Annotated in this window: 23 protein-coding genes; 12 read left to right on the top strand and 11 right to left on the bottom strand. The window is 40.3% G+C overall.

Annotation, left to right across the window (positions count from 1 at the left end; all coding sequences use genetic code 11):
- Positions 1-213 precede the first annotated feature (213 nt).
- On the top strand, positions 214-2,238 hold the full coding sequence (locus VB775_RS01745) for a PAS domain-containing hybrid sensor histidine kinase/response regulator (RefSeq protein WP_281005676.1): 2,025 nt from the start codon (positions 214-216) through the stop codon (positions 2,236-2,238).
- Positions 2,239-2,587: 349 nt separating this feature from the next.
- Here VB775_RS01745 and VB775_RS01740 read toward each other — a convergent pair whose 3' ends face one another.
- Positions 2,588-2,854, bottom strand: a complete 267-nt coding sequence (locus VB775_RS01740) for a hypothetical protein (protein ID WP_281005675.1) — start codon at positions 2,852-2,854, stop codon at positions 2,588-2,590.
- Between the two features lie 346 nt (positions 2,855-3,200).
- Between VB775_RS01740 and VB775_RS01735 the strand changes: the two genes are divergently transcribed.
- The 4 genes from VB775_RS01735 (at position 3,201) to VB775_RS01720 (ending at position 7,083) form a co-directional block, all read left to right on the top strand.
- Positions 3,201-3,962, top strand: coding sequence for a DsbA family protein (locus VB775_RS01735; RefSeq protein WP_281005674.1), 762 nt, complete (start codon positions 3,201-3,203; stop codon positions 3,960-3,962).
- Between the two features lie 181 nt (positions 3,963-4,143).
- Positions 4,144-5,463: a phospholipid carrier-dependent glycosyltransferase gene (locus tag VB775_RS01730; protein ID WP_281005673.1), complete on the top strand. Its 1,320-nt coding sequence runs from the start codon at positions 4,144-4,146 to the stop codon at positions 5,461-5,463.
- Positions 5,464-5,576: 113 nt separating this feature from the next.
- Positions 5,577-6,548 (top strand): J domain-containing protein, encoded by a 972-nt coding sequence (locus tag VB775_RS01725; RefSeq protein WP_281005672.1) that lies wholly within the window; start codon positions 5,577-5,579, stop codon positions 6,546-6,548.
- A gap of 52 nt (positions 6,549-6,600) precedes the next feature.
- The gene (locus VB775_RS01720) at positions 6,601-7,083 is read left to right on the top strand and encodes a CRR6 family NdhI maturation factor (RefSeq protein ID WP_281005671.1); all 483 of its coding nucleotides are present in this window, start codon (positions 6,601-6,603) and stop codon (positions 7,081-7,083) included.
- 13 nt (positions 7,084-7,096) lie between these two features.
- Here the strand turns inward: VB775_RS01720 and VB775_RS01715 are convergent, their stop codons facing one another.
- From VB775_RS01715 to VB775_RS01705, 3 genes are all read right to left on the bottom strand, one after another.
- The gene (locus tag VB775_RS01715) at positions 7,097-7,525 is read right to left on the bottom strand and encodes an HNH endonuclease (RefSeq protein WP_281005670.1); all 429 of its coding nucleotides are present in this window, start codon (positions 7,523-7,525) and stop codon (positions 7,097-7,099) included.
- Positions 7,518-7,928 (bottom strand): hypothetical protein, encoded by a 411-nt coding sequence (locus VB775_RS01710; protein WP_281005669.1) that lies wholly within the window; start codon positions 7,926-7,928, stop codon positions 7,518-7,520. Before VB775_RS01710 ends, VB775_RS01715 begins: the two co-directional genes overlap by 8 nt.
- Positions 7,929-8,025: 97 nt before the next feature.
- Entirely contained in the window at positions 8,026-9,150 is a 1,125-nt protein-coding gene (locus VB775_RS01705) for a hypothetical protein (protein ID WP_281005668.1), read from the bottom strand.
- Positions 9,151-9,381: 231 nt separating this feature from the next.
- Here VB775_RS01705 and VB775_RS01700 point away from each other — a divergent pair, with 231 nt between their 5' ends.
- Positions 9,382-10,743 carry an AAA family ATPase gene (locus VB775_RS01700; RefSeq protein ID WP_281005667.1) on the top strand — a complete coding sequence of 454 codons (1,362 nt, stop codon included), beginning with the start codon at positions 9,382-9,384 and terminating at the stop codon, positions 10,741-10,743.
- 3 nt (positions 10,744-10,746) lie between these two features.
- The gene (locus tag VB775_RS01695) at positions 10,747-11,235 is read left to right on the top strand and encodes a hypothetical protein (RefSeq protein WP_281005666.1); all 489 of its coding nucleotides are present in this window, start codon (positions 10,747-10,749) and stop codon (positions 11,233-11,235) included.
- Positions 11,236-11,328: 93 nt separating this feature from the next.
- Here the strand turns inward: VB775_RS01695 and VB775_RS01690 are convergent, their stop codons facing one another.
- From VB775_RS01690 to VB775_RS01660, 7 genes are all read right to left on the bottom strand, one after another.
- Positions 11,329-11,727, bottom strand: a complete 399-nt coding sequence (locus VB775_RS01690) for a helix-turn-helix domain-containing protein (protein ID WP_281005665.1) — start codon at positions 11,725-11,727, stop codon at positions 11,329-11,331.
- On the bottom strand, positions 11,711-12,010 hold the full coding sequence (locus VB775_RS01685; RefSeq protein WP_281005664.1) for a type II toxin-antitoxin system HigB family toxin: 300 nt from the start codon (positions 12,008-12,010) through the stop codon (positions 11,711-11,713). Before VB775_RS01685 ends, VB775_RS01690 begins: the two co-directional genes overlap by 17 nt.
- Before the next feature lie 18 nt (positions 12,011-12,028).
- Positions 12,029-13,231 (bottom strand): AAA family ATPase, encoded by a 1,203-nt coding sequence (locus tag VB775_RS01680; RefSeq protein ID WP_281005663.1) that lies wholly within the window; start codon positions 13,229-13,231, stop codon positions 12,029-12,031.
- 201 nt (positions 13,232-13,432) lie between these two features.
- Positions 13,433-13,609, bottom strand: coding sequence for a hypothetical protein (locus tag VB775_RS01675; protein WP_281005662.1), 177 nt, complete (start codon positions 13,607-13,609; stop codon positions 13,433-13,435).
- Positions 13,610-14,201: 592 nt separating this feature from the next.
- Positions 14,202-14,339, bottom strand: a complete 138-nt coding sequence (locus tag VB775_RS01670; protein ID WP_281005661.1) for a hypothetical protein — start codon at positions 14,337-14,339, stop codon at positions 14,202-14,204.
- Positions 14,340-14,608: 269 nt separating this feature from the next.
- Entirely contained in the window at positions 14,609-16,435 is a 1,827-nt protein-coding gene (locus tag VB775_RS01665; RefSeq protein WP_281005660.1) for a polysaccharide deacetylase family protein, read from the bottom strand.
- A 355-nt stretch (positions 16,436-16,790) separates the two neighbouring features.
- Complete coding sequence (locus tag VB775_RS01660; protein ID WP_281005659.1) at positions 16,791-17,630, bottom strand: YdcF family protein; 840 nt, start codon at positions 17,628-17,630, stop codon at positions 16,791-16,793.
- Between the two features lie 682 nt (positions 17,631-18,312).
- Between VB775_RS01660 and VB775_RS01655 the strand changes: the two genes are divergently transcribed.
- The 5 genes from VB775_RS01655 (at position 18,313) to VB775_RS01635 (ending at position 23,488) form a co-directional block, all read left to right on the top strand.
- On the top strand, positions 18,313-19,608 hold the full coding sequence (locus tag VB775_RS01655; RefSeq protein WP_281005658.1) for a response regulator: 1,296 nt from the start codon (positions 18,313-18,315) through the stop codon (positions 19,606-19,608).
- A 222-nt stretch (positions 19,609-19,830) separates the two neighbouring features.
- Positions 19,831-20,190 (top strand): response regulator, encoded by a 360-nt coding sequence (locus VB775_RS01650; protein WP_281005657.1) that lies wholly within the window; start codon positions 19,831-19,833, stop codon positions 20,188-20,190.
- Positions 20,191-20,249: 59 nt separating this feature from the next.
- Complete coding sequence (locus VB775_RS01645; RefSeq protein ID WP_281005656.1) at positions 20,250-20,615, top strand: response regulator transcription factor; 366 nt, start codon at positions 20,250-20,252, stop codon at positions 20,613-20,615.
- A gap of 1 nt (position 20,616) precedes the next feature.
- Positions 20,617-21,129 carry a chemotaxis protein CheW gene (locus VB775_RS01640; protein WP_281005655.1) on the top strand — a complete coding sequence of 171 codons (513 nt, stop codon included), beginning with the start codon at positions 20,617-20,619 and terminating at the stop codon, positions 21,127-21,129.
- 43 nt (positions 21,130-21,172) lie between these two features.
- Positions 21,173-23,488, top strand: a complete 2,316-nt coding sequence (locus tag VB775_RS01635) for a methyl-accepting chemotaxis protein (RefSeq protein WP_281005654.1) — start codon at positions 21,173-21,175, stop codon at positions 23,486-23,488.
- Positions 23,489-23,611 lie beyond the last annotated feature (123 nt).

The following is a 23,611-nucleotide window of genomic DNA, read 5'->3' as shown; positions in this document are numbered from 1 at the left end:
ATGTAATGCCAATTTTTGAGTTTGATTTATCTTGATAATTTTATAATTGACGAATATTTCAAAAAATTTCTACAAGATTCACCTGACAGAGCCTCTAAAAGCGCATAATAAGTTTAGTGAATCTCTTAAAAATTGGTAGTCGATTCTAGATTACATCACTCTTGTTTTGGACGCTTCTAAATAATTTGCAGTGCTTTAACAAAATTTCCCTACATGGACAATCCCAAAGTTTCTGAAGAAATATCCATCAAAGACTGGCAAATGATCCAGCAAGAAGTCAAAGAATTACGAAGGTCAGTCAGCCAACTTCAGATGGAGAACTGCGATCTAGAAAATTCCCTGTTAACCGCAGTTGAACATGGCGATCTTGTTGAATCAGAACTACTAGATGTCAATAAAAGATTAAAAAGTGAAATCATTGAACGCAAGATGGCACAAGCTACCCTGCAATCAATTTTAGAGATCGTCTATCGCGATAAAAGCGATCTCGAAATCATGCTGATGACTACTACCGAACATGGTGACGCGATCGAATACGAGCAGTACAATCGCGCCGTTGAAACCATGCGCCAAAGTGAGGAGCAATTTAGGGCGATCGCTGAATCAACCAGTATGGCAATGCTCGTAAGTAGCCTCTCAGATGGGACGATCACCTATGCCAATACCAGCGCTGGGACAATGCTACAAAGGGAATCCAACGAGTTAATTAAGCGCTCAATTAAGGATCTTTACTATTTACCATCCGAATGGGAGATTTTACAGCAGCAATTTTTGCAAAATCAAAGGGTACGTGACTATGAGATTCGACTATGCAAAGCAAATCAAGAACCCTTGTGGGTATTAGCATCTCTCCACTCACTATGGCTCAAAGGTGAACAGGTTCTATTAAACACTTTCTATGATATTACGCTGCTTAAAAGGACAGAAATAGCGCTCCGTGACTCAGAAACAAAACTGCGAGAACAGGCTAACCTCTTAGAACATCGTGTGGAGGAAAGGACTCACGATCTCAAACTAGCCAAAGATGCAGCCGAGACAGCAAGTCGCTCTAAAGCCGCATTTTTAGCTAATATGAGTCATGAATTGCGAACTCCTCTGAACGCAATTCTGGGCTTTGCTCAGCTTATGCTCTATGACCAAGAGTTAAATGAGCAACACCAAGCTGACCTTCAAACCATCTGCAACAGTGGTAATCATTTACTAACGATGATTAATGACATTTTAGAAATGTCGAAACTCGAAGCTGGCAGCGTACTTCTCCGTGAAAAGGAGTGCTATCTATACAATATTGTGGATACGGCAAGAGATATGTTATCTCTGAAAGCCCAAGAAAAATCCCTATCTTTCGATGTCAGCATTCAACCAGATGTCCCCCCATATATTTATACCGATGAAGGTAAGTTACGCCAAATATTAATCAACTTGATTAGTAATGCAATCAAATTTACGGACACAGGACATATTCATGTGCGTGTAGATGTTCGTAGTCTCTCTGAAGATGTGAAATCGATAGCTGGAGAATACTCTGAAATACCTCGCATTCTTTGCTTTGAAGTGGAAGATACTGGCGCAGGTATATCTGAAGCAGAAATATCAACTTTGTTTCAGCCTTTTGTGCAGACGCATTCTGGTAGGCGATCGCAAGAGGGGACGGGGTTAGGGCTATCCATTAGCTATAACTACGTCAAGATCATGGGTGGTCAAATGTCGGTAACTAGTAAAGTCGGCGAAGGTTCTACTTTTAGGTTTTATATTCCTGTGAGATCCTTAGATTTATTTAGTCTAAATTCTCCCAATAAGTTACTAAATCGGGTGATTGGGATTGAAGGGAATCAAACTTACCGCATTTTGATTGCTGAAGATATCCGTCTGAACCGTCAACTATTAACTAGGATTCTATCACCTCTGGGATTTGAGGTGCGCGAAGTTAGTAATGGCGAAGAAGCGATCGCCGTGTGGCAGTCTTGGTCTCCCCATTTGATCTGGATGGATGTCAGAATGCCTATATTGGGCGGTCAAGAAGCAGCCTCTGCAATTAGGGAACTTGAATCAATGAGAAATATATCGGCTTCGCAAAAAGTTCAAATTATTGCTCTCACAGCAAGCTTAATCGATATTAGAGAAGAAGATTTGTTTTTGCATGGGTTTGATGGATTTCTTTCTAAACCGTTTACTGAAGATAAAATTTTTGACAGAATGGCTGAACATCTAAACTTGACCTATATTTACAGGCAGTAAATAACCTCAGTTCGGGTTAATTTCAAACTAGCTCCTAGAGAGGGTTCGCAGCGCGAACCCTCTCTAGGAGCCAAAACAGTAAAAGCCTCGCGAAGCGAGGCTTTTACTGTTTTGGCTTTTAAAATTTTGTAGCTTATCTCGAACTCACGTTAAATAAGTCATGAATTGTCCTTACCCTGCGTTTTTGCGTAAGTCCTCTAGCAACCAAAGGTTTGCTTAAGACATAAAGCCCAAAATACAAGTAGCGGCGCGAAGCGCCGCTACTTGTATTTTGGGCTTTGATTTATTTTATCCAACCCTTGCATACGTACATTAAAACTTAAGGGAACGCAAGGCGCTCCCTTAAGTTTTAATGTACGTATGCACGAAATGGAGAAGCTTTTTCTGCTAGTATTTCTTGCATTTTTAAAGTGTGATACACAGGATTATGCTCATAATCTCCATAGAGAACAATGTTTGCCAAAAAACCATTTACCCCCTGCACATCTTCAATCCGTTCTACATATTTGCAAGATTTGATCGATGGATTGTTTTTACGCCAGTTTAAATATTCAGAATAGTTACCTGCAATAATAAGAGTCTGGCTGTTGTTGAAAGTATCAGTAATAGCGGTCATTTTTTATGTCTATTTGTATTAATAAGATTTTCTTAATTACGTCTCAAAATAATTTCCTCGGTTGCAATCTTAAACTAACTTAGTATAACTTAACATATTTTGTCGTCACCCATTATAGCTATAGCCACCTGTATCAGGACAAATCAAAACCCAAATAGTGTGAGGCGGCACGAAGCGCCGCCTCACACTATTTGGGTTTTATGTCCTAACAAGAATGGCGACAGCTATAAGGTGCTAGAAGGTATAGAAACAATAGAAATGCAAAGGCTGTACTTCTGTTTTTAATTAGCGATCGTGTAGACTTAAAACGATAAGAATTCCGCTTTCTATTTGGGATGTTTTAGCAATGCGCCTCCAACCCTATCTATTGTCAGCCTTAGTCGCACTCTTACTGATGATTACTAGTTGTGCTTCTACAGGACAATCCGCTAGCGCTCAACTGTCTGACACTCAATTTGAATCTAAAGTTTTAGAGGTTATTCGTAAAAATCCACAGGTGATTTTAGACTCCGTGCAGGCTTATCAAAAAGCTCAGGCTCAGCAAGAAGAGCAGTTGCGCGATAAGGTTTTATCGCAAATTCGCCAAGAGCCTCGTTTGTTACTCCGTAATTCTCCAGTGACAGGTTCGGCAAGCCAGAAAATTATTATGGCGGAATTCTCCGACTTTGAATGTCCTTTTTGTGCCAGAGGTCATGCTGTAGTCAAAGAATTTATGTCGAAAAATCAGAACGATGTAACTTTGGTATACAAGCATTTCCCATTAGCCGAGATCCATGCTCAGGCGGAGCCCGCAGCATTTGCCTCATGGGCGGCTTTCCAACAAGGTAAGTTTTGGGAATACCATGATGCCTTGTTTGAGCAGCAGAACAAACTTGGTGAAGAGTTTTATCTGGAAATAGCTAATAACTTGAAGCTTGATATCGATCGCTTTAATCGCGATCGCCAAAGCAAAGAAGCCAAGGAAGCAGTTAAGAAAGATTTTGAACTTGGTAAATCTTTAGGAGTACGCGGCACACCTTCCTTTGTAGTAAACGGAGTATTTTTCTCTGGTGTACCAGAGGTCAAGGATTTGGAAGCATTGGTTGCTCAAATTAAAGCAGGTAGATAATTGAAAAATAGCTTTGCATGGCAAAGCTATTTTTCAATTACAGTATAGAGAAATATTTAAAAAGCTTGTAAAGCAAGCTTTTTAAATATTTCTCTGGGTTTTAACACAGCGCTAGGCGCTGTCTATATTCAGTATTTTTAGATGAGAACAGTAAATGAGCCATTGGAGTAAGCAAATAACTATGACTCCCTTTGCTCGTTTATCCGATCGCCTGATCTGGTTATCAGAGCATCCTATCTATGGAGTCATGGCGATCGCTTTAGTTGCCTTTGCTAGCCGATTTTGGAATTTGGATGGTCTGGGGGATATCGTTTTTGATGAGCTTTATTACCCTAAGTTTGCTCAAAATTATCTACGTGGTGTGCCATTTTTTGATGCTCACCCGCCCCTAGCCAAGTACATCATGGCACTAGGGATTCAGATTTTTGGCTATGCGCCCTTTGGCTATCGCTGTATGACGGCATTAGCAGGCTCACTGCTGCCCTTAGTTACCTATGAGTTGATTTGGCAGTTGAGCGATCGCCGTGGTTGGGCTTGGCTAGCAGGTTGGTTTGTGGCTATGGATGGTTTGTTATTGGTGGAGTCACGGTTTGGCTTGATCAATACCTATATTCTGCTGTTTGGGATGCTCAGTCAGCTATGTATAGTGCTAGCCCTCAAGCGATCGCGACAACGTTGGTTTTGGGTAATGGCTACAGGCTTAATGTTAGGCGCTTCAATTAGTGTGAAGTGGACAGGCTTGGCTTATATTGTCGGACTTGGCGTTCTCATGGGTTATGCATGGTCACGTTATCGCCAAACTTTAAATGCATTGCAAATCTTAATTGGTTTAATCATTTTACCGATCGCATTTTATTTTGTGCAGTGGATTCCGCATTTGATGATGAATCATGAATTTGATATTTGGGAACTACATCGCCAGATTCTTGGCTTTCATCAAAACTTGGGGGCTGAAACAACTGCACCTATTCATCCCTATTGTTCGCCTTGGTGGAGTTGGATTTTATTAATTCGTCCAGTAGCCTATTTTTTTGAGATGCGTCCCAATAGCATGGTGCAATTTGTTCATGCGATGGGTAACCCATTGTTATATTGGCTCAGCGTGATCGCCATATTAATCTGGTTAGCTTTTTTAATTGCCTCAAAACTAAAATTTTCGCCCCAAATATTAACTGAAATTCATCCTAAAGAGCGATCTCAACTATTGTGGTTTGCGTCCTATGTGACGATTAGTTTCGCTGGTCATTGGTTGCCTTGGAGCTTGAGCAAACGTTGCATATTTCTTTATCACTATATGCCCGCCTCAGTTTTTGCCTTTGCCGCCCTTGCCCTTTTAGTTTCGGTGATGTGGCGATCGCCATTACAGGAAACGAGAGCGCTCGGTTCGGGGATTGTGGGAATTATTGCGATCGCTTTTATATTTTGGTTGCCTATTTATATCGGTTTACCGATCTCATCGGGTTATTTGCCCGTGCTAATGTGGTTACCTAGCTGGATCTAACACAAGACGTTGCTTCGTAACGTCTCTACTCATACTTTTTGACAAACGCGCAAGCGTTTCAAAAGCTACGATAAGGTAAGCTAAGTTATCTCCTTGTTTGCAGTTCGGGAAATATGCAAAACTTTCGCAACTATTATGAAATCCTCGGTGTTCCGAAGACAGCCACGGCTGACGAAATTAAGCGCTCCTATCGCAGGTTAGCGCGGAAATATCATCCCGACCTGAATCCCAACGACAAGGCTGCCGAGGAACGATTTAAAGATATCGGTGAAGCCTATGAAGTCTTATCTGACACCACCAAACGTCAGCAATACGATCGCTTTGGGCAATATTGGAAACAAGGCGGATTTCAAGGTGCAGGTGGACGACCACCATCATCGCGTGAGCAATATACACCAGACTTTGAACGTGGTGGCTACACAGGTGATGTGGACTTTAGCCAATATAACGACTTCCAAGAGTTTGTCGATCAACTCCTAGGCAAATTCCGCACTAATGAACGCGCCCAAGATACAGGCGGCGCATCATCCTATCGCACCAGCACCCAAGCGCCACCACGCCCCACACCACGCCGTGATTCAGAAGCTCTTTTAGAATTACCGCTCGAACGCGCCTATGTTGGTGGTCGTGAACGCATTCGTCTCGAAGATGGGCGATCGCTTGAGGTGAATATGCCCGCAGGTGTACTTTCAGGTCAAAGAATCCGCCTCAAAGGTCAAGGTGCATCGGGCGGAGATCTCTATCTCAAAATCACCCTGAAGCCCCATACATTCTTCACCCTCGAAGGTTCCGATATTCGCTGTCAATTGCCCATTTCACCGAGCGAGTCGGTACTAGGTATTCAAGTGGAAGTGCCAACCCTCAGTGGATTAGTAAAGCTAACTATTCCCCCTGCGGTGAAGTCTGGACAGCAGTTGCGACTCTCTGGCAAGGGTTTCCCCAAAGATGCTAGAACCTTTGGCGATCAATATGTAGAAGTCCAGATTGTCGTTCCCAAAAATCCTAGCAAGCGTGAGCGCGAACTTTACGAGCAGTTGCTAGAAATCCAATCCTTTGACCCTCGCGAAAACTTACCGAAAAAATAAACATTAGGGCGGCGCGATGCGTCGCCCTAACTTAATTCTATCTAAAAGCTATATGTCTACTGTCATCTACATCAACCAAGCCTGTATTGAGTCGCTGGATATTACTCCTGCCAAAATTGCGATCGAGAAGTTATTAACCAATTGGGATGAAACACCAGAAGGCGATCGCCAATTTCAAATCGAACTTGTATGGGATAAGGAAGATGGCGACCCTCGCGAATTATCAGAAATCTCGGAAGTACGTCTCTGGTTTGTGCGTCTTGATGCCACTTATCCTTGGTTTAGCTATCTCCTCGATTGGCGTGCAGAACTCAGTCGCTATGCCGCGATGTTAGTTCCCCATGAGTTTAAGCGCGAAGGTGATGGCTATGTGTTGCAATACAATCCTGAAGCCCTAGAGCTTTTTGTCATGCAGAAGGTATTCACAATTTCTCTCTGGCTCAAGTCACGCGGTATTGATAGCACAGCAAAATTACAACAAATGACTCAAAGCCTAGGCTACGAAATCGATTCGGCATTCTTCAATCTCTTGTAAATTCTGAAGATAATTAGTATTTAGGAGGATGTAGTCCTGCCATAAGTAGCAATTTTCTCATATTGACAACTCCAGAACGATTCATTTGTAAGGCGTTGATAGTAGCTCTACCTATAGCTGTCAAACCAACTATTTGCAAGAAATCATCACTCCATACAAAGTTATCTAGCCACTTTTGAGTTCTGGGATTGTAAAGAGATACTAATTCGCGACTAACTGGATCTAAGGCTTGAATTTTTGTGTATTTATGTCCATTACAACCACCGCAGGAAAAAGCTAAGTTTTCCAGTGTTGTTGTTCCACCTTCAGCGATCGGCACAATATGATCGATGACAAATGGCTGTGCGGAGTAATCCATAGAACACTGACAATATTCACAAAGCCGATTAGCCCTTGCTATAATTTGACTCTCTTCTGTAGCTGTGATGTATCGCCTAGACATGGACTGGTTGAGGATGAATCTGTAGTTGCTGCATCAATTCCGCTAACGAAATATTCCGTAACTGCGACAACTGGATAAGATGTTGGAGGCGATCGCCATCAGCTTGCTCAACAACATCAATCAGCTTGAGTAAGTCTTGATGTTCTTCAGGAGTAATAGTTTGCGATCGCATTTTTGCACTTAGCTCATTGTATTTCTGTTGTATTTCTTCTGGTAAAGCTTGATTGATTTTTTGCAGTAGTTCGAGTTCTGGTGCAGGAAGGCTAGGATTTTGACGACGGGCAAGTACTTGTCGAACTTGAATAAGTACTTTCTCTAAATCAGGTGTGTCTAGCTGGGCTACTCCAGTGAGTAGTTGATCGAGTTCGATACTGATCTCTGATTTTAACTGAACTGTAGCCATGTGTAGTGACCTTTGTAAGGTTGTGGATTACATATTCTTAGCCAAAATTATAGCAAGACAAAATACTTGCCACCATTTTCCATATTAATTATTCTAATTATTCATTTAAGAAGTTGTTGAGAATATCGACAATCACCTTAAAGTCCGCAAAATCTTTAGCATCCTTTTTCTGAGAACACATCCATGTGCAGAACCTCATTTTTTGAAATTCTTGAATTTGATTTACCTCTCCATAATCACCTATTTTAGTTTTTGGTGTATAAAACTCTTCAGTAAATAAATGATCAGGGAATAAATTTTCAATCCCTTTTTTGATCTTTCTATTTTCCTGTTTAGGGATAGATCTTATTTTGAGATTATCATAATCAGTGCTTTGCTTTTTTGTGTCACAGTCATATAAAAGCAACACTTTTCTAGTTAAAAATTTAGGGTTAGAAAGAAGAACATCTCTAGTATTATTTAAACCACTATCGCCCGTATTTATACTTTTCCCTTTGTCTACAGAAAGTCCTACCCACTCAATATCAACTTGCTCTAGAATTTCTTGTCTTCCCAACAAATCTAACGCTGTCCTAATATAAATTGGATCTGTTTCCCCTTCTGTCAAAACTAGATATTTAGAACCTTTCTCAACGGTAGCTTTTACTGAATCTTTGGTAAGATTAATTTTCTTGCAGTAGCTATAAAACATACGTTGTCCATGTTCAGACATTAGATAGCTACAATAATCTTCCCAAGTTTGAACTGACCAATGGCTTAGAGACTCACACAGATGATTATAAGTATCACTTTCATTATTATAACCATAACGATCATTTAAAAAGCCTTCAGGATAAGTTACTTCCGTATGTGCTGGTATATTAAACTCTGCCATTATTTTCAATAAAGCAATGCCCTCCCATGCCCACATCCTTAAATGCTCTATTAAATAAGATAAATGTATAGGATTAGATGGATCTGCAACAACAATAATACAAAATCCTAAATATAAGGGATTGTTGTGTTCTCCATCAAAAGCACCTTGTTTAAACGCATCTATAATTGCTTTTGCTGGATTTTCCTTTAAAACAAGGTCGCTCCACCAATAGGGGATATCTTCGGTGCTAAACCCATAGCGACACATGATCCAAAAACTGCCAACAATATTGTGAGGATACTCTTCAAGTAATGCTTTTGCTCTTATACAATTAGTAACTCCGATTCGAGGTAAATGTACTGTCATTTCTAAGATTCTGATGAGAAATATAATGAAATAATAATACAAGTAAACATAGTTCAAAATGCCATGAGTACAGTGCTAAACCCATCATCCTTTCCCCCAAAGGAATGCGAATCCAGCAAATCAACCATCTTAGACTCTTTAAATTTACCGATGAACTAGGCGATCTCTTTCAAAAGTAATTGATATTCTATCTTCTTCCTAAAAAATTACAGAAGTAATACTTATTTTCTTATGTCACAACAACTAACCATTCATCAATTTGGTCCAATTACAAACATCAAGCTTGATCTGAATGACATCCTTGTATTCATTGGCTCTCAAGCTAGTGGAAAAAGTACTGTCAGCAAAGCAATCTTCTTTTTTAAGTCTTTAAAAGATGATTTATATCGATACTATCTTGATTGTTATAACCAAAATAAATTTGACAACGCTATTTCTAGATTTTGCAAATTAGTAAATCAGAAATTTACAAGAATCTATGGTGTTACATTACTGCAATCTCCCAATACTAAGCTAACTTACATATATAGCGACCAAAATGAGATACTAATTGGAACTGATCTAAATGGTCGAATTAATCATATTGAATTTAATTCAGTATTCACAATAAGTTTTGAGGAAACAATCAACAAATTACAAGACTTGAGAAGTGAGCTATATGGAAAGACATCTAATTTTTCTTCTTCAAAAGAATCTAGTATTATTAAATCTAAGGAATCTGCTCTGTTTGAAGAAATTAATATTCAGCTTAACATCCTTTTTGGAGATGAGAGAGAAGTTATATATTTACCTGCTGGACGTAGCTTGATTACAACACTATCTCAGCAAAGATACAATATTGATATGGGAGATGATTTGTTGTCAGACAACAAATTACAATCAGATAATTTAATTAAGCTAGATTATCTCATGCGAGAATTTATTGATCTTATTGATCAAGCTAAACTTGTCTGTAAAAACGGTATAGATACTTTAATTAAAGATTATATTTCAGAAAAAAATAGCTCCAATGATACATCCATAAAAACAATTGAGCTTGCTCAAGGTCTTATTAATTCAATCTTAAAAGGATCATATACCTATCAAAATGAAATTGAAAAAATTGAATTTGCTGATGGCAAGAGTACTGAAATAAATTTTGCTTCTTCGGGTCAACAAGAAGTTGTTTGGATTTTACTAATTATTTTTCTTTTAATTCTTAACGATAGTAAAGCTTTTCTAATTATTGAGGAGCCTGAAGCGCATCTTTTCCCAGTAGCCCAAAAGCAAATTATTGACCTAATATCACTTTTTGCTAATTATAGTAAAAATCAAATTCTTTTAACTACTCATAGCCCCTATATCCTTTCATCATTTAATAATCTTCTTTATGCTCATAAATTAGGAGTGGAAGAAGATAAAAAGGAAGTTGCAGATATTGTAGATCCTCATTTATGGATTAATCCTGATAGGCTAGACGCTTATATTTTAGAAGATGGTACTGCCCGAACCATTGTCGATCGCAAAATGGGATTGATTCAATCAGCCGAAATCGATAGAGCCTCAAACATTATCGTTGATACCTTTAATCAACTGTTTGACCTTGAGGATTGAGGCATGAAATTTACTTGTCAAGATTTTCAAGAAAATTATCGAGACTGTACAAATTGTTCTGAAGGAAAGTTAATTGTTGCAGAAGAGAATAAGAGGAAATATATTCTTCAGAATCCTTGTCAAAAGAAAGTATGTAAAATAAAGATCGATGGCTGCGTGATTCCAAGTCAAAGCCAAAGAAAGTGTGATTATCTCATGATCGTTTGCGAATCTAAATTTGCCAATGAACAACAATCGGATATATATTTTATCGAACTGAAGGGTCGAGATTTGATATCTGCTGTCGAGCAACTAACTCAGACAATTAAGCATTTTCAAACTGAAAAATATAAAATCACAGGGAAAGTCTTTGCTAGAGAAGTTTTGAGTAAAGTCGTCAATCCCAAATCCATCGAAGTAGACTCAAGAGTGATAGCTTTACGGAAGTTGCTGAAAAAACTTGATGGAGATTTCGCGTATGGCTCAGTACAATTTGAAAAAGATCGCATCTAATCATTACGAGTGTATTAATAGCTGAACTGGACGAGATTTTTAGTTGTGTTAATGGAGCGATCGCAAGTGTTCGATGCAGTTAGCCCCGCGTTTCTATAAAAACAATTTAAGATCAACATTAAAAAATTTTCCAAGTGTCTGTGCTTGATTTTTACTGATTTGCCTTTTACCGTTGACTACCTCCGAAACAACACCACTTGAACCTATCACATTAACTAAATCGGCTTGCTTTAAATTATTAGACTCCATTAAATGCAAGAGAATATCCAATGGTGAAGCATCATTCATTGGATAATGCTCATCTTCATATTTCTCAACTAAAGTAAGAAGCAATTGCAAAATACTCTCTTCTTCGGCTGTAGGTTGGGGAATTGCTAGTAGCCTTTCGATATTTCGTAGAGCAATTTCATTCTCAACATCATTTGTAATTACTTGAGGCTGAATCTCTGCTAGTAAATCCCCATAGGCTTTTCGATTAATAGTAAGGGTCATTTTTCCACCTACCTGAGTCATACTCAGAGTGAGTTAGGACATATTTGATATAGATAACTTGTCTTTCATAATCAATGCTGACGATTAGGCGATATTTATTGCCTTTGATATTGAAAATAGTGAAACTTCCTGCCGCATCAGCAGATGAGTAAGATTTTTTGACATCTTGAATGTTTTTCCATGATGCAGATTTTGCGACTTGATGCCAGCTATTTAAGGCAGTAACTACATCAGCATGAGCTTTCGCAAACTCATCAAGGGTTTTCTTAGAATAAATTCGCATAAAATTTTCCTGCCAATATTATTTGTCATATGCGTATACGTCCTTGCTGATGATTGATTTCGATACTTGCATCCTCTCATTTTGAGAGGAATTTGTCAATACAAAATTTAAATCGTGAGTATCAGCCCATGTCATTTTTGTCTCGCCATCTTCAAGATCGCAAATTAGAACTTCATGGGGTTCAAGAAATCGAATAAGTCGATCTGAGTGAGTTGCTACGATTAACTGAGTATGCTTGGAAGCCTCGCGCATCAAGTAAACTAAATGTCTTAAAAGTTCTGGATGTAAACTAACTTCAGGTTCGTCTAAGAGCGTGATTGTTGACAAATTTTGGCTTTGCAACAGGGCTACTAACCAAAGAAATCGCAGCGTTCCCTCTGATAGCTCATGTACATATATAGGATGTGAAAAATTTCTGTCTTTCCAAGTCATAGAAATAGTTCCCGCCGCAACTGGAGGAAAATTTAAACGTTCAAAATCTGGAAAAGCCGCAGAGATAATGCTCTCAACCATTTCATAGCGATCGCGATCGCTTTCACGCAAATCATAAAGACAAGAAACTAAATCCTCTCCTTTTACCCCTGGTAATTTTGCTGGGCGCATTGTTTGAGGTAGACGGATTGGGCTTGTTCCTGACACGTCAAGCGCTCCATAATAAGTACAAGAAGCAAGACTTTTTCGCAAGTTCTCAGGTTCTTGATACATTTTAGGAACTTGAGAAAGAGAAGTCTCTAAATAATTATGTTCCCAATTTGGTTTTAAGAATCCACTAGCTTTCTGGAAATATGTGATGTCTAAACCATGCGAATCAATATATTTAGGAGAAATTAAGTCTGCTGTCATTGGCACAAGGTTGCTTAATATTTCTAGTTCTTGCTCTCTCTTTTGTTCTAAAACTTCTTCAATAATCTCATAAGATAAACCTTTAGGAGATATCTCTAAACTATATTGCAAAGCGTCTTTGTCATTTGCTTTCATCGAAAGTGATATTTCTAGTTCTTGCGATCGCCCTCTAGTTAAAATTTCATTCAACCCGCCTTTGCTTTGTAATGATTCATGTAACTTTCCACTTGCTGAATCAGCTAACATTGACATAGCATCTAAAAAAGATGTCTTGCCTGAGCCATTTGCACCAATCATGACTACAAGATCTCGCATATCTAGATCGACCTGTTGCAAGCGGCGAAATCCTTTAATAGATATTCTTTCAAATTTACTCATAGTCAAGTAGTCAGCCACATTTTTGAGTACAATGCATTTTAAGTATATCGTTTTCAGATTAGCTTAAAAATTTAGCAAATTAGCTTAAAAATTTAGCAAAATGCGGCATGTCAGACCGATGAATTAGGCGATCGCCTCCAAACCCTGCTCAATAAGAAAAGTGCTGTTAATTTGAATAGTCGCTGTGGGTATTGAAGACAGTCAAGCAGGTATACTCGAACGAGCAACGCTATCAACTACCGTTTGTAATACTTTAAATACCTCTAAATCATCGGTTTGAGCGATCGCCTTCTTAATCGTTGCGAAGTTTGCAGTTAGAAAAGCCAGATCATCAGCGATCGCCTTCGCCATATTCAGTCTATCTTGAAGGATTAGCACTTCTTCACTATAAGATATCGAATTACTTGGCTTCCTTGGCGTACTAAGTTCAACAATTGCTTGCTGAAAAACATGATCATCACCTAGTCTTACTAAGGCGACAATAGCTTTATTACGAGTATATTATTTCTCTAAATAGGGAGTTATCAAAGGAATTAGTCCTCTTTTACCTGTAGATCCCAGTTCTTCAATTATGTAATCCCAATCAGTAAACTCAGGATGTGTTGGAATATATTCAGCAAGGAAAGAACCAGCAATTGATGTTCGCGTTGATGCTAAATAGCTAATCGCATTATCACGGATACGTTGATTAATCGATTCTTGAATTAACGTCAGTTCGACGAAAGCGAAAAATGGTAAGAATCGCTAAGCGATTCTTACCATTTTTCGCCATTTGCGTCGGGCTTCGCACGACGCAAATGGCTATATCGAACTCACGTTGAATTAATCTAATGAACGCATTTGCAGCCTCATGACCACCAATAGACAAGATTGTTTCCATTCCTTCCCGCCATTGAGAATGATTGAAATCCATCACGATTGTCATAATCGCAGGAATCGCCGATGCATCTTTGCCGATGCATCTTTATTGTCAGCGATCGCATCCAAATCTAATATGCGTAGCAATTGGTTCAATCGCCGCCGCAACACCTAATTCTCCTAAGATGGCGATCGTTTCGACTCCAATCGTATGTATCAAATGGGGAATAACATCAGATGGAGATTGCAAACGCAACCCTTAAGTAACAATTTTGGGGTAGCGTGGCAAAGCTGAAAGCAAATAGGGCAGAACCGCAGGGGGGCAATTTGCATAGTAGGTAGGTGCGATATAAATCTGAGATATCGGCTTTTATGAGTCGATCAATTGCCTGTTGATGCTGCTCAATCGGGAAAGAAGCTACTAAATTTGGACCAAGTTCCCAGTCACTAGCAAAAGCAGTATTGACTATTGACCCGTTATTGAGATTATGAGAGTTTGTCACTATCGATCCACGGTTACTAAGGATTTAAACTGACTGGACAATTCGGTTTTTCAGCAGTTTCCACAGGAGCAGGATCGGGGGGGAGAAGCGCGACAATATGCGGAACAGGACGTGGCTCGTAAGCCATGACTGATTTACCTCGATAGGCAAGTGCGGCACTCGCACCAGAGTCAAGCATCACCACATCTCGCAAACCAGCTTTGACTAATATTTTGCCTAAGCCAACCGAATCAATCATTTCCATGGTTACACCCACAACAGGTCTGCCAGAACGATCAATGCCCCAAAAGGCGCGATCGCGATGAGCGTCATAGCCATAAAGCTTGCCAAAGGACTCTGCTGACTGGGGTTTACCATCACGAACTAACCAACCAGCGCCCACAAAAGCATCAGTCACATCTGGGAGTTCGGCTCTTACCGCTTCTAGCGAGTTGTGTTTAGCCGCATTGTAGGGGATAAACTTAACTGCCGTAGGACTGATCAGGACTAGAGGACGACCATTGAGCAGTGGATTTTCGCCCTTGTTACCATTGATAAAGACTCCAGCCTTACTAGAAAATTGGCTCAATACAGGACCAATCATCTTATTGCTGTCAAGGTGTTCTAGGGAGAAGAAAGTCCCATCTACCGCCGCGATCGCATTAGGAGTCTTGGTCATAATCTCGGCAACCTGATAGCGACTATCCGCGTGGTTCGTGACAACGCGACCACCATGGACAAGGGTAAGCGGTAAACCATCAATGGTAACTGTCCGCTTCTCTACGGGACTAGTAAAATTGATTACGCCATCACTTACCGTTGGTAAAAATGCAACTTGGCTTGCCGAAGATCCCCCAGAAGCTTGCTCAATTGCTTCATCAAAGCGTGACTGACCAAAACGCATAATTGTCATCAAATCTTCTGACTCATTAGCCGATCGCTCTTGAAGGGGATCGAGACTCATTGCTAGGGCTGCTTTGTACCCAGCTTTTTTGAGTTTATCTCTGGCGATGTCTGTGAAATCTCCTTCAGGATAAGTAAAGTAATCAATGGAAACTCCTAATTCCTTTTCCAGAACTTTTTTTGATTCTGTTACTTCTTTTTCAATTTCTTTCTCACTAAGATCCTTTAAATTGAGGTGGTTGAGTGTATGGGAAGCCACGGTGACAAGACCACTCTTCTGCATCTCCCGCAGTTGATCCCAAGTTGCTTTGGGCTTCTGTCCCCCCGTACCGACAAAGCGCGTATGCACCGACCAGACCGCAGGATAGTTATATTTCTTCAGCAATGGGAAGGCATATTTGTACTGTCCAACGTAGTTGTCATCAAAGGTAAGTAATACGGGCTTTTCGGGCAACTGTGCGCCAGTTCGTAGATGGTTAACCATTCTATCCATCGTAATTGGTGTATATCCACCTTCTTGGAGCGCTTGAAAATGTCTTTCTAATTCATCGGGGGTGACATCCCAACTCACATCCTTAGTAGCGGTGATGTCGTGGTACATGATGATCGGGATTTTAGCAGCGCGGGCGCGATCGCTGATTTGTGGAAACGTGGCAGGGGTAAAGCTGGCGATCAGGTCAGCATTAATAGTGCTACTCAAGCTTGATAATGCAGGTAACGGATCATTGGCGATCGCATTGATCGCTCTGACCTGATAAAGTGAAGCCGTCACCGAGTCCAAAGCATTGTATTGACAAAAAGCCTGTGAGTCATTGCTCACTGGAGTAGCAGGATTTAAAGCTGCTTCATTGGCAGCTATGTCCGCAGAGGATGGACGATAAGAAACTAGTCGTGAAGCGATCGCTGCGCCCATGCCAGTACCGAGGGCAGCTAATCCCAGCACGAGCCAAATTGTGTTCATGCTGCCGTTATTATTGCCGTTTCCCCTGCTCATAAAGATTTATAACTTTGTTGATATTACTAGCGCCTATTTAATCAGAGAGACCTCATGTACACAAGTCCCCCTACAGCGCTATGCGCCTCCCTCAAACTCAAATAAGCGCAGAGAAATTTTCAAAAAGCTTGCTTAGCAAGCTTTTTGAAAATTTCTCTGCGCTTAAAACTCGTATTGCGTAGAAGCTGAAATAGGGGCTTGGAGACCAAGCCCCTACCTGTACAAATGTAGGGATTTGGTCTCCAAATCCTCTTTCAATATGACTTGGAAACCTTCTGACTGTAGTTAAAAGAAGATGGGGCGCAAAGCGCCCCATCTTCTTTTAAGCCCATCCTGCTAATTGATAAACCAGTAGCCCAATATATTCTTTGATGGCATTAGTCGTATTTCTGAGCGCATCTACGGCAGGTAGCAAATCTAACACTGCCGCCAAACCCTTACTATTTTCATTTTGCACTGATAAAAAGTCAGTTGGGACGGCAATGCTTTCAATACCAATCTTCCGAAAAATTTCCATCGATCGCGGCATATGTAGAGCCGATGTTACTAGCAATATTTTATTGATCCCTCTTTGAGCGAGGATTTGCTTAGTATTGACCGCATTATCACGAGTATTAAAAGATTGTGACTCTTGGATAATCGCCCTAGAGGGTACACCCAAAAATTCGGCGATCGCCGCCATATCTTCAGACTCAGGATTGCCACCGTCGCCCAGCCATTCCGCGCGACCACCAGTGACGATGATTAAGGGAGCTTTTCCCTGTTTATACAGCCATGAGCCGTACAAAATGCGATCGCCTGCTTCATTGACTTCATACCAAGGTCTCGGCGCTATGCGCGGACGAGTACCACCACCTAAGATGACGATCGCTTCAGCTTGGGGGATATCTGCACTCGGCAAATATTGCCATTCCAGCGATCGCACTAACCACTTAGAAAAAATTTCATTGCTGCTCAGCAATAAAATTACGAGCGCGATGCCGATAAGGGCTGAGGCAAAACGATTTTTTTGAAAGAGGCTGATTAATCTACTAGAGTTAGTCGTATTGCGAGATCGTTTGGATTGCCATAGCAAAATTGTTAAGGCGATCGTAATTAATACACTCGATAACCCAAGCGGATAGAAGAACAGCGGCAGAAGTTTTGATAAAAAAAGCGACACAGTTTTAAAGACTATTTTTAGTAGTTCTTTACTATAGTAATCCTAAGTTATTATCTATGTATATTGTATTTAAGGAAGGGCATATTTTATGCATGTGCCTTTCCTTAAATACAATATTTGGACATAATTATGAGCATAATTAACTACAAACCCAAACTCATAAGTTTGCACTCCATAGGGGAACAAACTTTCAGGTTGGGGTAATTTATTCAGTATAAGTACCTACTTAGGATTGTTAAAGTATAAGCTTCTGTTTGGATTAGCTTAATGACTTTACTTACAATGTTTGGGAATCACTTACTTGACAGGTGAAATTCACTTTAAAATAGTAGCATCAGTAACAGAAATTCTCATTACGATAGTTTTGTCTTAACTTAACGATAGTTTTGTCTTAACTTATTGTAGCTATTTTGAATAGCTGCAATAAGTTTCTTGAAAAGCAAAGACTTTTATTTAAGATTTGACGGCTTAGATAAGCCAAAAACCATATTGAAAATTGGTCAAAATAACAAGCTCTTTAGTTTGATTTTTAGGGTATTATGCTTTGGGCGGCATTCATTAAGAGTTTAGCTAAACTTAAGTTAATACAATTGACGTATTACTAAATACGAATCAATAGTATCTTAATTTTAAAACAGGGGAGTCCGATTCAGAATTCAGGCTTAAGCAATTTGGAATAATTATGATGAGTGCTGATCTTAATTTAGATGAAATAACTAAAGAGCAGAACGAATCTGCTAGGCAATTATTAAAGAGTTTAGAGTTAAGTAGATCAGGATGCGTTTATGTTGTTCGCGATCGCATTCGTTGGTCTTTTTATATTGATCGTGGGAAATTGGTCTATGCTTCCCACTCATTAGATAGTTTTGAGAGATTAGAACGACATCTGAGAATGTTGAGTAGAGAAGTCCCAGCACTTAATGACAAAGTGCGATCGCAGCTTCGGCTTATGTTTGACGATCCATCTCCAGATAATGCTAAGTACAAAGTTACAAGTGAAATTCTCTGTGTTGAATATCTTGCAATTTTGTGGCTAGTTAACGAAAACAATCTGTCTAAGCCTATGGCGGGAAAATTGGTTGCAAGGATTATTCAAGAAGTTGTCGAAGCCTTTTTGTGCTTGCCAGATGGAAAGTTTGAGGGTCTCTATTACGAACATTTTTTGAAAGAATCCTATTGTGGCTTATCGATTGATCGGACTTTAGAAGTTGTGACAAAGAGGCTCCAAGAGTGGTACAAACTTGGAGCGACGATTAGCTCCCCCTACCAACGCCCTTATTTAGTCAGCCAAAAAATTGCGGAAAAACGCATGTCATCTGAGACTGTAGAAAGACTTGGGCGAGCTTTACGTGGGTTTAACTTTTGTCAGTTGGGTGCATTATTTGGTAAAGATCCATTGGCGATCGCTAAGCAGCTTGCTCCGCTCGTTAGTGACGGCTCTATTTTACTAAGAGCTCCTTTGTCTCCTTTTGATATGTTGCCTCCTACCTATTATCTAGCACCTGCTGAAGAGCAAGAAAATATCGAAAAACTTTCAGAGGTTTTTGCGGATGACATTAGCTCAGATGATGATATACCTAACATTTCACAAATTTTTCCACGTCAATTATCAAAAACTTGGAAGATCGTCTGTATCGATGACAGTGAATCAATGCTCAGTATCATTAGTACATACTTAGGTCGTGATGATTTTGAAGTTACGTTGATTCAGGATTCCATGAAAGCCTTGATGAAAATCACTTCAATCCGTCCCAATCTGATCTTGCTAGATATCGGAATGCCTAATGTTGATGGCTATCAACTTTGTAGTCTAATTCGTAAGTCTTCGGTTTTAAAAGATATTCCGATTGTAATGGTGACAGGCAATAAAGGATTGATAGATCGCGCACGCGCAAGGATCGCAGGCGCAACAGATTATTTGACCAAACCCTTTGTTCAATCTGATTTACTGAAAATGATCATGCGTCATTTGATGTGAGTGTTTGTGTGTGTATTTATGGCAATATTTAAGTTTTCATTAATTGATAGTTTTGGAGGAGTTAAATGCCACAAATTTAACAACGCATTGCTTTTATATGGTATGTTTATGCTTTATTAAGAATTACTATTGGGGTCAAAAATAGGATTAATGCAAAAAGTAAAATCTTATCTGTAAAAGCCTTTTAATCAATAAAGAATCAAGATTTAGAGAGAATGCATTATGACGACAGTACTTGTAGTAGAGGATACTGCTTCTGAGCAGGATTTGATTATTAGTTATTTAGTGGAAAGTGGTTACAACGTAATTAGTGCCACTAACGGGCAAGAAGCCCTCAAAAAAATCGAAGGGAGAAAGCCTGATGTAGTAATTACTGATTTAGTGATGCCTGGAATGAGCGGCTTAGAGCTATGTCGAAGCCTAAAAAAGAATCCTGAGACAAAAGATGTGCCGATTGTGGCATGTACTTCTAAAAATCAAGAGCTTGACAAGTTATGGGGTATGAAACAAGGAATTGATGTCTATGTTACTAAGCCCTTCTCCCGTGAGGATATCTTAAGAGCTATCCGTTCTGTAGCCTAGGTCACTAAGCTCTGATTGTTACAATCAATCAGTTTTAATATAAGTAAGGAGATAAGAAGTTGACTAAGGTATTGGTAGTAGAAGATACGCCTTCGGAACGTGAATTAATTTGTGAGTATTTGCGTCAGGGGGGATATTCTGTCGTAAGCGCTTGTAATGGCAAAGAAGGCTTAGAAAAGTTTGAGTCTCTTCAGCCGAATATTGTTATTACCGATTTGGTAATGCCCGGAATGAGTGGTTTGGAGATGTGTCGGGCGATCAAAAGGGTGGCGACAACAAAAGTGCCTGTGATTGCTTGTACTTCCAAAGATCAAGATCTTGATCGCATGTGGGCGCTGAAGCAAGGTGTGGATATTTATCTCACCAAGCCATTTACTAAAGACGATATCTTGCAGGCATTGCGATCGCTGGATCTAAGAGGATGACATGGTGGACTTGATGATCGAATTACGCGAAGAACAGTCACAGGTAGTTGCAGGATTGCCACACCTTAGTTTGGAGTTAGAGCGTAATGTGTCGGCAGGGGTACAACTCAATTATGTCCGTGAAACTCTCGTACTAGCTACAGATCGCTTTACGCAAATGCCTAATGTGCATCCTTGTTTGATGGGGTTAATTGAGCATCGCAGTAACGTTTTTTGGGTGTTAGACTTACCGCAGTTTTTGGGGTTCGCACCGCTTGATTCGACTGCGATCGAGACGCATATCGCAGTCTTGCAAATCGGCGGCGCATTTCTGGGCTTAGGGGTGTATCGGATTGGGCGAGTGTTGCGGTTTAGCGAGACAGAGATTGTATCGCCCTTAGAATTTCCACAGACAAAAATCCCCATTGAGTCTGTGCCATTTTTGCGTGGTTGGCTCCCCAATGCTGAAGGGGTGAGTAAAAATCTGTATGTTTTAGATACAGAGGCGATCGCCAGATTCAAATTTACCGCATAGGTTTCTCTTTTAACTTTTTTCTTGAAAAATGGAGTTTTAAATCATGGTTCTTGATTCACGATCTCGCACTGATAGTATTGAATCCATCAATGGCAATGGTGCAAGTCCTTCTAGCAATGGCAACTATGCCACAGTAGAGTCGATTGATTTGTCTACCTCTATTCCTGTTGCTCCTGTAAGTAAGAAAAAGTCAATCGGGCAATGGTGGCAAGCTCTAGGTTTACAAACTAAGACCGCAGTTATATCAGTTGCTGCGATCGCGATCCCTTTGATAGCACTTGGTGGATTTGCCTATATTTATGTCGGTCAAAACATTACTGAATCAACTAGACAGAAACAAGCTGAGAGTGCGAATGGGCTTGCTTATCGGGTTGCCTATTTTATGCGAGATCGCTATGCTGATATCCAAGTACTCGCTCAACTGTCGTTTCTAACTAACGCCAAAGCACGAGACGTTGTGTCAACTGACGAGCAGAAAAAAATTCTAAGTACTTACATCAGTAGCTACTTGGTGTATGACAGTATTGCTGTTTATCGATTGGATGGCAGCTTGATTGTCGATGTCAGTCCAGAACCTCCTCCTGCGAATATTTCCCAACGCCCATATTTTCAAACTGTTCTCAAAACGGACAAGCCATTTATCAGCCAACCCGAACCATCTGTTGTCACTAAGAAGGTGAGTGTTTTAATTGCGGCTCCAGTTAAGGACTCAGTGACTGGGAAAACTATTGCTGTCATTCGGTCAAGAATGCAGGCTTCTGAGATTGAGAAAATCATTAAAGACTTTGGTGATGGTGCTAACCAATATCACCTATCTGAATCTGATAAATCTTTCTTTATTGCCAAGGAGCAGGAACAAGTTGGTCGCAATTTGCAAGAAGATGTTCCTAGTTTGTCATCGCTAATCAAAAATCGTGAACTTGGCTCAATAGATTCCATTGACTTGTTTTCAAACAATCAACAATTAGTTGGATATGCACCTTTGCCACAATTAGAAGGACTACCAGATTTACAATGGGATGCAGTAGTCGCAATTGATAGTGATATTGCGCTACAACCCGTGCAGCAATTGTTGTTGATCTTAGTCGGGGCAACAGGAGTAGTGGCGATCTTAGCGGCGGTATTAGCGATCACGATCGCCCAACGCGCCACCAAACCTGTTATCGACGCAACAGCCGCAGTTGTTGAACTAGGTAAAGGTAATCTAGAAACTCGTCTCACAGTTCAGGGTCAGGATGAACTCGCCCAGTTAGGCGACAACATCAACTTGATGGCAGGTCAGTTGCAAGATTTTATTGCGTTGCAAGAAGAGCAAAAGAAGCAATCTGAAGAATTGGCAGAAAAAGAACGTTTACGTAGTGAATCAATTCAGCGTGAGTTAATCACACTACTATCTGACGTTGAAGGTGCAGCAAGTGGAGATTTAACCGTTCGCGCTCAAATCTCGGCTGGTGAAATTGGTATCGTTGCCGACTTTTTTAACGCGATCGTGGAAAGTTTGCGGGACGTTGTATCGCAAGTAAAAATTGCCACTTTGCAGGTAAACAATTCAGTAAATACTAACAATGCCTCGATTCGTACCCTAGCTCAAGATGCGACTTTACAAGCAGGACAACTTGATGATGCTCTGCAATCTGTAGAACAAATGACGGAATCAATTCAAGAAGTGGCTAGTAACGCTAGACAAGCAGCAGATGCTTCTAACTTAGCAGCGTCAACTGCTGAAACTGGTAGTATCGCGATCGAGCAATCGGCAGCCAGTATTCTGCAATTGCGCCAAACCGTAGCTGAGACTACTAAAAAGGTAAAACGACTCGGTGAAGCATCGCAACAGATTTCTAAGGTGGTTGTACTGATTGACCAAATTGCGCTCAAAACAAACATGTTGGCGGTAAACGCCAGTATTGAGGCGGCGCGTGCAGGTGAAGAAGGTCGAGGCTTTGCGGTAGTTGCGGAAGAAGTCGGCGCACTGGCTGCGCAGTCCGCGACAGCAACCAAAGAAATCGCTCGGATTGTCGAAAGCATCCAACAAGAAACTGGTGAAGTAGTAGAATCGATGGAAGCTAGTACATTACAGGTGGTTGAAGGTACTAACAAAGTCGAAGATGCACGAAAGAGTTTGAGCCAGATTGTAGATGTAGCGAGGAAGGTAAATGAACTCTTCCAAGGTATTTCGACAGCAACAACTTCACAGGTACAAACTTCACAATCAGTGAAACAGGTTATGGAAAATCTCTCGACCAAATCCCAAAAATCATCGGAAACTTCCCGCGAAGTGGCGATCGCTCTCCAAGAAACGGCAGACGTTGCTAGTAAGCTACAAGCTTCTGTGGAAACCTTTAAGGTTGATGCTGCTTAGCTTTTAGCTTTTAGCTTTTAGCTTTTAGCTTTTAGCTTTTAGCTTTTAGCTTTTAGCTTTTAGCTTTTAGCTTTTAGCTTTTAGCTTTTAGCTTTTAGCTTTTAGCTTTTAGCTTTTAGCTTT

The sequence above is a fragment of the Pseudanabaena sp. CCNP1317 genome (assembly GCF_034931345.1).
GTDB classification, from domain to species: domain Bacteria; phylum Cyanobacteriota; class Cyanobacteriia; order Pseudanabaenales; family Pseudanabaenaceae; genus Pseudanabaena; species Pseudanabaena galeata.
The sequence above is the reverse complement of the archived record's forward strand: the minus strand, read 5'-3'. Positions and strand labels throughout refer to the sequence as shown.